We start from the raw sequence: 12,667 nt of genomic DNA on the forward strand, positions 1-12,667 counted from the left end.
TTAAGACTCGCTGTGATTTTTTGGCTAGATAGCTATGCAATCGGCCACTTTAAGTACGTTGTACTGTGATATTTAGGCGGTTATGTGGCTTTCACAATGTGCGCTGTAAAAGCCAGTTTGGGCGTAATCCAAAGTTTAGCGGCTACCGTTTTGAAGCGCGTTTCTCGAACCGATGGTTTCTATCTGCTTTCAAACTCTCATCGTACTCATTGAGTTAGATTTCCCCGCAGTTAACTATTGAACGCGTGAATTCAGTGGGCGGCTTGTTGTCTCAGTGCATATCGGGTTTCGTGGTTCACCGCTTTTGAGTATTACGTTTGAAATCGGTCTGCTCGTTTTGCGGTGTTGTTGAGTTTTGTCATTGGCCGTACACTACAGTGTTAATGCGAAGCCGGTTTTCAAAGCAAGTCTTAACAAATTACTCAAGTGGACGCTCAAACGCTTGGCACTCTCGGCTTGGAGTTTGTTATGCTTGGTAAATTCAGTGGCAGCGCCACTTAGTAAGGCGTTATACGAATAAGGACAGTTCGGAATATGGAAATTAAAATAGACGATCTATCGGGTGGTGAAGTCATTGAATTGCTTGAAGAGCATTTGGCTGATATGTATGCAACGTCACCTCCAGAAAGTGTACATGCTTTAGACGTTGATGCACTTAAATCACCAGATATTACATTTTTCAGCGGTTGGGTTAATGGTGAATTACAAGGTTGCCTTGCTATCAAGCAACTCACTCCTCGTCATGTTGAATTGAAGTCAATGAGAACTTCTAATTCATCCCGAAAGTCCGGTGTTGCAACTAAGCTGCTAATTCATGCTTTGAATACTGCTATCGACAAGGGGTATTGCAAAGTTAGCCTTGAAACTGGTACTCAGCAATTCTTCCAACCAGCTCGAAACCTGTATGAGAAATTTGGGTTTACTTATTGTGAACCATTTGCCAACTATGAACTCGATCCACATAGTCACTTTATGACACGGGAATTGGTGGAAAAATTCGTATAACAAAGCATTTAAGACGGATTCGCAACGCTCGTCATTTTTGGTTTGCTTTGAATTTAGTGTTTACGGCACAATGGTTTAGGCTCTGTGGTCGTGCGTTGCTCACCACTTAATGCGGCGTTATGTGTAAGGTGTAATATGATCAAAATTGCAAATTATGAAGGAAAGCTAGATTCTGAAATTTCAGAGTTAATGCTAAGCGGGAACCTATCAAAGGTTACCGAGCATAAATCATTGGGGCAATATGGACCATTTGCATGCGCGGATTGGATCATACCAACACTGGTTACTGTGCACATAGTGTCTCCGTTTTTTAAGTCTATTGTATCGGAATTAGGAAAAGATGCTTACGCTGAAATTAAGGCTCAATTTGCATCGTTTAGTGGCGAAACAAAAAAGAAAGAGCGTATTGAGCCTACTTTAGGTTTAAATAAAATCGAACGTAAATTTTCTCATGAGTTGTCATTTTCAGCCAAAATATTTGACAATCGTACGTTAAAATTAATGTTTCCTGTTGGGTTTACTGAATCCAAACATGTAGATGCAGTAGCTTGTTTTTTCGACTTTTTAAGAGACTTAGAACTTGGTCTTACAAATCTAGAAGCTATAGGCGTGGAGCTCGAAAGAGTGTTACCTAGACGTTCCATTGGCGTTGTCTATGACCCTGAGTTAATGGACTTAAGGTGGTATGACCCAATGCCACCGGCTCTTAGAGAAGAAATTCGAAAAGAGTTACAGCAAAAATACACATAACAAGGCATTTAAACGGAACTAAAACAGTTGGCCATGTTTCGTGCCTCAACAAGTTTAGCCAACTATTTTATTCCGCTTAATGCGGCGTTAAGACTCGCTGTGATTTTTTGGCTAGATAGCTCTGCAATCGGCCACTTTAAGTTTGTCGCACTTTGAAATTCGTGTGGTTTTGTGGCTTTCACAATGTGCGCTGCAAAAGCCAGTTTGGGCGTAATCCAAAGTTTGATGGCAACCGTTATGAAGGGCGTTTCTCGAACCGATGGTTTTTATCTGCTCTCAAACTCTCACGTACTTGTTGAGTTGGATTTTTCCGCAGTTCATTATTGAACGCGTCAGTTTTGTAGGCGGCTTTTAGCTCTGTGCATATCGGGTTTCGTGGGTCACCGCTTATGAGTGTTTCGTTTGAAATCGGTCTGGTCGTTTAGCGGTGATTTCAGCTTTATCATTGGCCGTTCACTACAGCGTCAATCCGAAGTCGGTTTTCAAAGCAAGTCTTAACAAACTGCTTAAACGGACAAATAAACGCGTGGCATTTTTGGTCTGGTTAGCTAAAGTGTTTACGGTGCAAATTTTAAGTTAAGTGGCTAGTTTATTTGCCGCTTAGCAGGGCGTTGATATGACCCCCACTGTCAATTAAAACGTAGAAGTTTCTGCTCCCACATTTCAGAGCCTTTTGTTTATTTTGAGATAGTGTTAACGCATAGATGAAGCAAGTAATTTCGTCGGTTCTCATGCTGATATACGTGGATTACTCATCGCGAGATGAGCAGCGCCTACCTTACTTATTTCGTCGTGGCACCTGTCTTCAGTCTATGCTCGTGGTTCAATAAAGCGCGAGCTTTATTGCCATCCTAACGCCGTCGGTGTTTGTGCCACACCCGATGCTCTATCCAATGCGTTAACACTAATTCTTTTCTCATACAGGCAGCCTTGCAATCCGTGTTTTTGGTTCGACTGCGCTAACGACCACCTCTCTTGCGATAGCCCAGATATACGCGATCATTTCTCTTGCGATAGCGGCGACGACAACGTTTCGATGTTTGCCTTTTTGTAGTAATCGTTGATAGCGGCGACATAATCGTTGCTGAGCATGCCAAGCAATATCGACAATTTCTTTGGGCAGTCCTTCTTGTCGCAGTTGCAGTTCGACGGAGATATTAGCTTTGTGCTTATAAGTATGTGCGCCCTCAATAAGCAACCGTCGTGCTCGACTGTTTCCGCATTTGGTGAGGCTCCCTCGCTTCGTTTTACCGCCACTGGAGCTTTCAGTCGGTACGAGGCCAACATAAGCCATAAGTTTTCTGGGATGGTCGAAGCGACGTAGGTCGCCGAGCTCGGCAATGGTGCCGAGAGCAACAAGGAGTCGCACCCCCCGCATAGCTTGAATGGCTTTGACAACAGGGTAGTAACGCCAGTTTTTGACTTGGTGTAATAACTCGTTATCTAACCGTTGTAATCTTTGCATCCGCTCACTGATGGTGATGATCATTTCTTGCAATACAATCTGTTGGCTGTGATGGGGAAGAATGAGGTCGGTTAGCCACCGTAGATGCTTTTTAGACCAGTTATCATTCACCGTCGCTTGTACATTATTACGTAGAAGAAAGCCTTTGAGTTGGAATTTTGCATCTTTAAGATCTTTCATCGCGGTTTCTCGAGCCCTTGATAAATCTCTTATCGCCTCGTCTTCAGATTCAGGCACATAAATAGGCGTAAGCTCTTCAGCCTTAAAAAGCTTGGCAAGTTTTGCAGCATCCCTCTTATCTGTTTTGACTCTATCCCCTGATTTCTTTGGAATAAGGGAAGGAGCGATGACACAGCAGCAGTGGCCAAGGCTGGTGAGCAATCGGTATGTCCAGTATCCACATGGCCCAGCCTCGTAGACAAAATGGAGGGTGGCTTTTGGATATTTAGATTGCAGTTGTTGTGTGAGTTTAATGAGGGCGGACTTGTTAGACTTTATCCGTCCCAAATGTTCAGGTGTAGCCCCGCGTTGCTCTTGCAAGACGGCGACTTGGATAAATGACTTATGCGTATCTAAGCCAATGAAAATTATGCTATCGTTATTCATGCTAGCCTCCAAATTTAGTTGTTTGAACACACTAATTATGGCTCTGGCTTTACGCTAACCCACGAAATTGGAGGCTAGCACCTCGTGGGGGTCATTATGTCTAGGCATTAATCGTTAGATTCTCAAATTTAGCTGATACAATACCCTTTATTTTCAATGTAGCAGAGTTTGTAAGTATGGATATTGACAAGTTAACTCGAAAAGAATTGATTGAGTTAAATAACCGAATCGTAGCTCGCTTGGAACGCCTAGATGAACTTGAAATTGAGGCTAAAAGGCAACAGTTCATAATTGGTTCTCCAGCGGAATTTGTTGATGGTAAAGGCATAGTTCATGTCTGTGTTGTTGTTAAGTTCAATAAAAAGACAATATCAGTGTCAACTGTAAATGGTGAGCGTTGGAACATTCCAGCAGATCGGCTGCGCCCGTTGGCAAATGCCTAACAAGCAATTTAAGAGGGATTCACAACGCTTGGCATTTTTGTTTCTACTTCAAATTTAGTGTTTATGTCACAATGTTTTAGGTTGGGTGGAGGCGTTGTTCACCCCTTAATTGGGCTACATGGACTCCCTCTTTTGTCAACAATAGCTCCCGCTGACAACAGTGGATCGGACAGCAGCTCTACATTCGGTGTTTAATCGGAATCGTTCCGTCACCTTGATGATATTCGCTTGATGCCAGCCTCATTCGTTAAACAGTATTTATTACTTCCCAATTAAACAGGTTTAGGCATCTCGGTCTGGTCGTATTGTCATCATTTGCTATTGCTTTGACTCGGTGAGTGTTAACCGTTTACATAGTTAATCTTATACTCTTTTCCTGTTGTTAATAACGCCCATATTATGCGAGCGTTTTTTGCTGCTAGGGCGACAGCTGCTCGTTTATAACCTCGTCGTTCAACGAGTTGATTTAACCAAATACTGTTGCGATCGGTTTTCTCTTTACATCGTGCAATAACGGCTCTTGCGCCATGAATAAGTAGAGTGCGAATATGTTTTTCGCCTCTTTTGCTGATGCGACCAAGATGAACATGACCACCTGTTGAGTATTGTCTTGGAACCAACCCAATCCAAGCGGCAAATTGGCGGCTAGATCCAAATTGTTTGGCGTCATTGACGGTCGCGACAATGGCACTTGCACTGTGTTCACCGACACCTGGAATATCCATGAGGGCTTTGGCTGAAGCCATCTCACGAACTAAAGCAGAGACTCTACGATCATAATGCAATACTTCTAGGTTAAGGTGTTGAATCTTGTTCGATAGATCTTGAAGTAGCTCTCGAGCGAGTATAGGCAAACCATTTTCTGCATCTTCAAGGACGCTACCAATGGTGTTTTGAGCCGAGTAGCGACCCTGCGGCATCACAATGCCAAATTCGGAAAGCAAACCTCTGAGCTGGTTAATAGTCGCCGTTCTTGTTTTAATTAGCCCCTGTCGAATACGGTGTAGGCAAAGCACAGCTTGTTGCTCTTCACTTTTTATAGAGACAAATCGTGTTTTGGGTCTAGATACCGCTTCACAGATGGCCTCTGCGTCATTGGCATCGTTCTTCTCATTTTGTCGATATGGAATAACGAATTTGGACGCCATAATTTTCGGGTTATGACCTAGTTTCAGTAGCTCTCTCGCCCAGTGGTGTGCACCAGAGCACGCCTCCATACCGATGAGGCAGGGCGGTAACTTCGCGAATGTGTCTAAGAGTTTGTTTCTTTTGACAGTTTTGCGTAGGACGCACTTGCCATATGCATCAACGCCGTGAATACTGAATACATTCTTGGCGAGGTCAACGCCAATAGTTTGAATGGTGGACATAGTAACCTCTAGTTCTTCAGCGTGTACTAAGTAAGTATGGCACGCAGAGTGTCAGGTAGAGGGAGTCCATATCATTCGTTAAGTGCTTGTCATTGAAGGAAAATTCAGAGGGTAAATATGGCATATAAACATCTATGTGATAGAAGGTTCTATCTCAAAGGAATTAGTATCTTCCTCTGGTGTATGTTTACATCGATATATGTGTGGGCGTTTTCATACTTATACGCATCTGATAGTCATTGGGACAAGTTTGTCTCTATTGCGGTATCTGTTGTCGCGGGCAATGTAGGCTTTACTTATGTTCATAGCATATACAGTAAACCATGGTCTATGTTTGATACTAAGCACTTCTGGGTTGCGCTTGGAGTATTGATCTCTGGTGCTGGGGTACTTGCCGTCTCGTTTTTACTGAGCCAGAGTGACAAAAATTCGGTCTATCTAACAACATTTCTTTATACCTTGTTTATTGTGTATTTTTGGGCTGTGTTTTACATTCCTGCTATATTTCTCACCTCGAAAAATCGCACATAACAAGAGACTATGGCGCCATGTTCTACCCTAAGAAGTAACACTTTATGGAGGTTGGTATGAATATCGAAGAGTCTGATTGGAAAATCTTTTGCGAGATAAAGAGTGAAGCAGCGCAAGTGTTTTGTACTCGACAGCTAGATGAAGTCATCAAAACGATTACTGATGAAGCAGAACCTGTAGGGGAAAGGTATAACTTTATGTGCCAGCACTCCAAAGAATCTCAAAAGCAAATGAAGCTTATTTTTGATGGCCATTCTCGAAACCGTGCATTTATCCAGCTCATGCAAATGTGCGAGGAAGGTTTGGTTGCACCAGAACAATTCGAACGCCTTTCAGAGGAACTCAAAAAAGACATTACGAGTATTCTAGAAAGAAGAGCCTAAGGAAAGTTAGCTAATCAGGCCGCTTCTTTTTCATAGCTGCAACCATCTCAATATTACTCCTTTTTATTCGCGAATTCGGATATCCGCTACAATTTTGCTTCGGCAACCTCACTTTTACGAGTTTATTATACGAGTTGTATTGAAAATCGTAGAGTTACTCGTTTTTTTCTCCTTCAAAATGCCGTTGATTTTTAAGAATTAGCACTAGAATCTGGATTGAGATTTCTTCCAAAAAAGTGTCAACATTACTTGGTCAATAAAATCTCTCGCTAGCCCTTTAAATTCGTGCGCTCTAGGTGAACTGAAAGTGTCACCTAGAGTGCATGAGGGTGGGGGTTGCGGGAGTTTATGCTTGTGATGCGACCAGAGCCCCACCATCACAAATTCTTGGCCCCAAATGCTTTAATATTTATGGTTTTGTATGTGTGTTCGAGTTGTTATTCGGATTCCGAATTCGTGATTTGAGCCAGGGAAGTAGAGTGTCGTGTTTTGAAAAGTGAGTGTTGGGCTATGTGAATGCCTTTGAATTTTTTAATCTCTCAATACTGGATTAGTCGGTTATTTGCAGGATAGGAGTTCGGGTTTCTTATGGAGAGTTGCAGTGATTAGGTTGGAAGATGGTGTTAAGAATGAACGAAAGGCTAGAAGTGTTTTCTTGATCGCCTTTCAGTGTTGTTTGATTGGCCTGGAGTGTATTACGTGGTGGTAAAGCCCAATCCAATATACATGAATGTAAGTAGGCGGCTCTCAGCGCTAGCGAGTTATGCCAAAGGAGTAGTTCTTATTCTTGATTGCTCTATTCATTTAGAAGTGCGTACAAGACCATACAAGTAACATTCTAGATGCTAGTCGGTTTTGTCTTTTTGTTTGAGTAGTGTGTTGAACCTAGCGAAAAAGCGGTCTAGTCTTACTGTTAGAAAAACTACTGTATAAGTCCACCTTTCGTCCACCCTTAATCCACCCAAGCAAGACTGGGATAAAGTGGGGAAGAGGAAAGTTGATTATTTTCAGTGCATTGCGCGAGATTTATGACGTTTTTGAGGGCTCAAAAACGGTGAAACCCCGATGTTGGTAGCATCGGGGTTTCGAATTTCTAGATTTCTCGACTGGTAAGATCGATTATCTTTTCTATGCAGAAGGCTTGGATTAATCCAATCTTATTCCTTGGTAGGGAATTAGATACGGATGAAGTCCATGTGCTCAACTTTTGGCTTGAACGCGTGACGTTGAACGTCTTGTGGCTTAACCTTAACTTCTGCGCCGTCAATCAGTAGAGTGATTGCTTCGTAGAATTCAGGCTTATCCATTTGGTTGATCACGTCAGCGTGAACAAGTTCGATAGCTACAGCTGCTGCTTCGCCACCGTAGATTACAGCTGGGAATTTACCAGCGTGACGTAGGCGGCGGCTCGCACCTTTACCTAGTTCAGTACGTACTACTGCTTCAAATTTCATAGTTTTACTCTCAAATTAGTAAAAATTAACTTCACACCTCAATGCGACCTTGAGTATGTGGTAATGCTTAGGCATAAACGAGTTCATGCTTAAGCGAGCGCGGATACTAACATCACATTCCAAAATGAGCAAGTCAGAAGCCCACCTCAAAGTGAATTTCCTTCGATAATTGGTTCGTTTGGAGATAAAACGTCCGCTAACGCTTGTTTAGCCTATTTTACCCCCTTTTTCATCGTCACTCTTCTCTATTTATATCACTGCTAAATCATCAAGTTAATGAACGGAAAATGAATGTTCGCCTAAGACTTGGTTAAGGCTTGGTTCGTTAATCTTAGTGTTAATTAAACAGCAGAGTGAATAGGTGAAAATATGGAACCGGTAAGCATTGTCGTAATTACGCTAAACGAAGAGAAACGTATTAGCCGCTTAATGGAAGAGTTGAGCGCGCAAACCCACCAAGAGTTTGAAGTGATTGTTGTCGACTCGAACAGTGAAGACAACACAAGAGAAGTGGCACAAGCTTATGAAAACGCCTTGCCAAAGTTAACTGTCCATCATATGGAAAATCGTGGTGTGAGCCTTGGTCGAAACACAGGTGCTTCATTGGCGAAATATAACAGAATTCTTTTCTTAGATGCCGATGTGAGCTTGCCTCGAAACTTCCTTGCGAAAGCGCTTTATGAACTAGAAGAGAACAAGCTTGAGGTGGCCGGAGTGTACATGAGTTCGAAAGGTCTGCCGCTTGTGCACAAGTTTGGTTACGGGCTATTTAACGCAGGCTTGTTTACTACCCAGTTCTTTTTCCCAACGGCGATTGGCGCGTGTATTTTCTCGACGAAACGAGCGCATGATGAGATCGGTGGTTTCGATGAAGAGATCGTACTGTGTGAAGACTGTGACTACGTAAAACGTTCGAGCAAAACATGGCGATTTAGATTCTTGAATATGACATTTGGCTTTGACCCACGTCGTTTAGACCAAGATGGCGTTGTGAAGACAGGCTCTACTTATCTTAAAGCCAATGTAAGACGCTTCTTTAAAGGCGAAATGCGTAACAACGAGATGAACTACAAGTTTGGTCACTACAAAGAACAGTAAGCATTGAGGTTGTTATGTTTGATGGAATAGGGCTGTTTCTGGGAGCATTGGGTGATGCTCTCATTGGCCCAAACCTATTTGTACCGGGAGAGCCCTTCTTTATCGCTGCGGGCTTTCAACTGTATTCAGGTGCATGGATGGCGTTGGTTTTGGTAATGCTAGGTGGTTTGCTTGGTGATCAACTCAGTTATTTCATTGGTTATAGATACGGTGCTAAGGCGCAACGAAGGCTTATTAAGTTTCGCCCTAAAACCAAGAGACTAATTGCGCGCTGCCGCTATTTGGTTGCTCGTAAAGGTACATACATCATTCTTTTTGCTCGCTTATTAGGGCCTATCGCTTGGGTAGTGCCATTTATAGCGGGTTCGCATCGTGTACCGTGGCGCAATTTCAGTGTGTTGGCGTTTATCGGCTTGGCCCTTGGTGGAGGGCAGTTCATTGCTTGGGGTATGTTATTGGCGCACGGCGTTGAAAACTTTCCGTGGCTTAATAGCCTTAAGATATCTATCTCTGAGCATAATAGTTTGATCGTCGGTGTGTTCGCGGTATTGGTTTTCACTATTATTGGTTATCGAATGAAGTGGCGACGCTTGGTTCTTAAGTCGAGTGCGCTGTTGTTAGCGTGGATATTGTTTGCGAACTACGCCCACTTTTTTTGGAAAGCGGATGACTTTCAGAATCAACAAGAGACGGCTCAAATAAACAAAGTAGACTGGAACTCGGTTACCTATAAAGCATTCCCAGGGAAATCGTCATTCTATTCAGCACAAGCGATCAACGTCATTTATGTTGGAGCAACCCCAAGAGACTTAATGAAGCAACCAGGCTGGATAGAGAATCAAACCTTCTCTCGAAATGAGATTGAATGGGCTGGTTATCTCGCATTGCTTAGAGAAAAAACGCCACCTGTGTCCGATTTATATTGGCGAGACAAGCCGCAAGATATGGCGTTTCAATTACCTGGTAATTTGATGAAGCGCAGCCATATTCGCTGGTGGCGCGCAGGTGTTGATATTAAAACTAACCAGCCTCAGTGGTTAGGCGCAATTAGCTATGATGATGGCCTTAAAATCACGCCTTATTCAGGCATTGTGACCGTACTTCATAATATTGACCCTAACGTTGATGAAGAGCGAGATAGGCTCGCTAATCAGATACGAACTTCACTACCAGATATTGAACTAGACAAGTATTCACTGGCAACTGTGGAAGTGCTCAATGAAGATCATGATTATTATACTGATGGTAGAATTTTAATGATTGGAGCAACGAGCCTGAGTAATGATTCGCAAGCTTTAGATGTTGCTGTGAACGATATATAGAGTTGTATATAAGGTCGATAAAACTAAGCCCTAGCATTGCGCTAGGGCTTATTGCGTTTAATATTTACTGGATGTGGTTAGCCTTTACTTAGTTTAAGCACCAGAGAAGCTTTTAAGCCGCCCATTGAGCTCTTGCTGAGCGTTAGGCTGCCTCGGTAACTGTGTGCCATTTCATTTACGATATTAAGCCCTAAGCCTGTTCCTGGCGTGGTTTCATCAAGTCGAACGCCACGTTTGGTCACTTGCTCAAGCTTCTCTTCAGGAATGCCTTGACCATCATCTTCGATCACCAACTCTATGTTGCCATCGTCGAGTTCGTTTGCATGGACACGAATAATACTGCCCGCCCACTTGTAACTGTTCTCGAGTAGGTTGCCGACCATTTCATCAAGGTCGGTTTTTTCTACTGCCACTTCAATCTCAGAGTCTAGCTCGTTAATCATGGTGACTTCATTGGCAGCGTAGACTTTATCAAACGCCATTGAGATAGCTTCGACACGCTCACAAGGTGAAGACTTCACCGAAAGAATGTTCATTGCACCTGCCATGCGAGCGCGGCCAAGGTGATAATCGATTTGGCTTTGAATCTGATGAATGGGTTGTTGCAGCAGTGCCTTGTCATTCTCTGGAAGTCGCTCTATCTCATTTTTCAGAACCGACAGCGGAGTTTTCAACGCATGAGATAAGTTACCCGCGTGGTTACGAGCTCGTTCTAATAACTCTTGATAGTGGAAGAGTAGGGCATTGAGGTCCGAGACTAATGGAGAAACTTCTTTTGGGTAGTTATCGCTTAACCCTTGTTGCTCGCCGTTTCTTAGCATCACCAGTTCGCGTTGCATCTTGCTGAGCGGTAATAGCGACCAACTGACTTGAATACCGATCAACATCAGCACGCCAACAAACAGCAACATGAGAATCAACCAGACTTGGCCAGTCAGTTCGGTCAGAGTCGATTCTAGCGGATCTTCATCGATACCAATGGTGATCGTGACAGGGTCGCTCAATTCAGGCAGGTAGATATCTTGCTCGATGTAAATCAGCTTTTCTTTCTCAGGCCCTTTGACTGATGTGTGAATTGGCGAACGCTTGATGGTGAGGTCTTTATCCCATAGCGAGCGAGATCGGATGATCTGCTCTTGGGTAGCGGCGCGCCAATAAATACCACTGTAGGGTTGGTTGAACCTAGGATCAGACAGACGCTCTGCCATGATCAGGTTACCACTGTCATTGGTTTCGATATTGGCGGTTAACTCATCCATGGTTAAGCCAAGCTGCTGCTTCATGTCATCGACGAGGTAGTCGTTAACCAGTTTCGGAATCCCGACACCTGCCGCTAATATCATCGCACCTAGCCAAAAAGCCGCAGCAAGGAGCAAGCGGCTTTTTAGACTGATGTTTTTAAGTGTTCGTTTCTTTAGATTCATGTATTTCCAACCTGCCTTTGCTCATCGTGACTTATCGTATTGCGATGATCAGAACAGGCTGTCCACTTAATTGATGGTTACTCTTGGCGTGATTGACGACTGAGTTATTCGGCATTCAGTTGGTAGCCAAGGCCACGAACGGTTTTGATGATCTTTGGTGCGATTTTTTTGCGAATACGACCAATGAACACCTCAACAGTGTTTGAGTCTCGGTCGAAGTCTTGTTTATAGATGTGTTCAACTAGCTCTGTGCGCGAGATAACCTTGTTTTGGTTATGCATGAAGTACGCAACGACTTTATATTCTAGCGCGGTAAGGCTAACCGCTTGGCCTTGCCACAACACTTTGGAACTGCGTGTGTCTAGGCTTAGATCGCCGATTTGAAGTATTGGAGCAGCACTGCCTGATGCGCGGCGCAGTTGAGCACGGATACGGGCAATCAGTTCGACCATCTCAAATGGCTTAGTTAGGTAGTCATCAGCACCCGCGTTCAAGCCCTCAACACGTTGAGTTAGTGTGTCACGAGCACTTAAGATAATCACAGGTGTGTTGATATTTTCGTCTCGAATGCCTTTTAATACCGTTAGGCCGTCAAGCTTAGGTAAACCTAAATCGAGGACAATCGCGTCCCATTCTTCTGACGTTGCACGGTAGAGTGCGTCGATACCATCTTGAGAAAGCTCTGGAACCCAGTCGGCTCCCTCAAGTGTTTCAATAATTTGTTGGCCCAAACGAGGCTCATCTTCAACGACTAAAATTTTCATAATTGTTCTTCTTAATTCTTGTAATGACTGTTCGTCGTGCTTAGCTCTTCGT

Annotated in this window: 11 protein-coding genes; 6 read left to right on the forward strand and 5 right to left on the reverse strand. The window is 43.5% G+C overall.

The genetic code is table 11. The features are described 5' to 3' along the window. The first annotated feature begins 534 nt into the window (after window positions 1–534). A complete protein-coding gene (locus AC3CH3_RS05995) occupies window positions 535–1,005 on the forward strand; it encodes a GNAT family N-acetyltransferase (protein ID WP_488537961.1) in 471 nt (156 codons plus the stop codon). A 135-nt stretch (window positions 1,006–1,140) separates the two neighbouring features. Further along, window positions 1,141–1,755 carry a hypothetical protein gene (locus AC3CH3_RS06000; protein ID WP_488537962.1) on the forward strand — a complete coding sequence of 205 codons (615 nt, stop codon included), beginning with the start codon at window positions 1,141–1,143 and terminating at the stop codon, window positions 1,753–1,755. A gap of 916 nt (window positions 1,756–2,671) precedes the next feature. On the opposite strand, the gene AC3CH3_RS06005 is transcribed toward AC3CH3_RS06000, so the two are convergent. Continuing rightward, window positions 2,672–3,826, reverse strand: coding sequence for an IS110 family RNA-guided transposase (locus tag AC3CH3_RS06005; protein WP_102461521.1), 1,155 nt, complete (start codon window positions 3,824–3,826; stop codon window positions 2,672–2,674). A gap of 176 nt (window positions 3,827–4,002) precedes the next feature. Here AC3CH3_RS06005 and AC3CH3_RS06010 point away from each other — a divergent pair, with 176 nt between their 5' ends. Then, on the forward strand, window positions 4,003–4,269 hold the full coding sequence (locus AC3CH3_RS06010) for a hypothetical protein (RefSeq protein ID WP_488537960.1): 267 nt from the start codon (window positions 4,003–4,005) through the stop codon (window positions 4,267–4,269). Window positions 4,270–4,610: 341 nt separating this feature from the next. On the opposite strand, the gene AC3CH3_RS06015 is transcribed toward AC3CH3_RS06010, so the two are convergent. Then, window positions 4,611–5,639 carry an IS110 family RNA-guided transposase gene (locus AC3CH3_RS06015; protein ID WP_017041084.1) on the reverse strand — a complete coding sequence of 343 codons (1,029 nt, stop codon included), beginning with the start codon at window positions 5,637–5,639 and terminating at the stop codon, window positions 4,611–4,613. A gap of 587 nt (window positions 5,640–6,226) precedes the next feature. Between AC3CH3_RS06015 and AC3CH3_RS06020 the strand changes: the two genes are divergently transcribed. Further along, complete coding sequence (locus AC3CH3_RS06020) at window positions 6,227–6,553, forward strand: hypothetical protein (protein WP_488537963.1); 327 nt, start codon at window positions 6,227–6,229, stop codon at window positions 6,551–6,553. Window positions 6,554–7,728: 1,175 nt separating this feature from the next. On the opposite strand, the gene rplY is transcribed toward AC3CH3_RS06020, so the two are convergent. Next, window positions 7,729–8,007: a 50S ribosomal protein L25 gene (rplY, locus tag AC3CH3_RS06025; protein WP_010441516.1), complete on the reverse strand. Its 279-nt coding sequence runs from the start codon at window positions 8,005–8,007 to the stop codon at window positions 7,729–7,731. A 369-nt stretch (window positions 8,008–8,376) separates the two neighbouring features. Here rplY and AC3CH3_RS06030 point away from each other — a divergent pair, with 369 nt between their 5' ends. Together AC3CH3_RS06030 and AC3CH3_RS06035 are read left to right on the forward strand one after the other, a co-directional pair. Continuing rightward, window positions 8,377–9,105, forward strand: coding sequence for a glycosyltransferase family 2 protein (locus AC3CH3_RS06030; RefSeq protein WP_488537964.1), 729 nt, complete (start codon window positions 8,377–8,379; stop codon window positions 9,103–9,105). Window positions 9,106–9,119: 14 nt separating this feature from the next. Continuing rightward, a complete protein-coding gene (locus tag AC3CH3_RS06035) occupies window positions 9,120–10,427 on the forward strand; it encodes an LssY C-terminal domain-containing protein (protein ID WP_488537965.1) in 1,308 nt (435 codons plus the stop codon). Between the two features lie 77 nt (window positions 10,428–10,504). On the opposite strand, the gene AC3CH3_RS06040 is transcribed toward AC3CH3_RS06035, so the two are convergent. Further along, window positions 10,505–11,851 (reverse strand): ATP-binding protein, encoded by a 1,347-nt coding sequence (locus AC3CH3_RS06040; protein WP_019821310.1) that lies wholly within the window; start codon window positions 11,849–11,851, stop codon window positions 10,505–10,507. Between the two features lie 104 nt (window positions 11,852–11,955). Continuing rightward, entirely contained in the window at window positions 11,956–12,615 is a 660-nt protein-coding gene (locus AC3CH3_RS06045; RefSeq protein WP_017060377.1) for a response regulator transcription factor, read from the reverse strand. Window positions 12,616–12,667 lie beyond the last annotated feature (52 nt).

The sequence above is a fragment of the Vibrio sp. QJM3NY_35 genome (assembly GCF_057785915.1).

Bases quoted from the DNA above. Each gene is read 5' to 3' on its own strand.
- AC3CH3_RS05995 (WP_488537961.1), top strand. From the start codon at position 535: ATGGAAATTAAAATAGACGATCTATCGGGTGGTGAAGTCATTGAATTG.
- AC3CH3_RS06000 (WP_488537962.1), top strand. From the start codon at position 1,141: ATGATCAAAATTGCAAATTATGAAGGAAAGCTAGATTCTGAAATTTCA.
- AC3CH3_RS06005 (WP_102461521.1), bottom strand. From the start codon at position 3,826: ATGAATAACGATAGCATAATTTTCATTGGCTTAGATACGCATAAGTCA.
- AC3CH3_RS06010 (WP_488537960.1), top strand. From the start codon at position 4,003: ATGGATATTGACAAGTTAACTCGAAAAGAATTGATTGAGTTAAATAAC.
- AC3CH3_RS06015 (WP_017041084.1), bottom strand. From the start codon at position 5,639: ATGTCCACCATTCAAACTATTGGCGTTGACCTCGCCAAGAATGTATTC.
- AC3CH3_RS06020 (WP_488537963.1), top strand. From the start codon at position 6,227: ATGAATATCGAAGAGTCTGATTGGAAAATCTTTTGCGAGATAAAGAGT.
- rplY (WP_010441516.1), bottom strand. From the start codon at position 8,007: ATGAAATTTGAAGCAGTAGTACGTACTGAACTAGGTAAAGGTGCGAGC.
- AC3CH3_RS06030 (WP_488537964.1), top strand. From the start codon at position 8,377: ATGGAACCGGTAAGCATTGTCGTAATTACGCTAAACGAAGAGAAACGT.
- AC3CH3_RS06035 (WP_488537965.1), top strand. From the start codon at position 9,120: ATGTTTGATGGAATAGGGCTGTTTCTGGGAGCATTGGGTGATGCTCTC.
- AC3CH3_RS06040 (WP_019821310.1), bottom strand. From the start codon at position 11,851: ATGAATCTAAAGAAACGAACACTTAAAAACATCAGTCTAAAAAGCCGC.
- AC3CH3_RS06045 (WP_017060377.1), bottom strand. From the start codon at position 12,615: ATGAAAATTTTAGTCGTTGAAGATGAGCCTCGTTTGGGCCAACAAATT.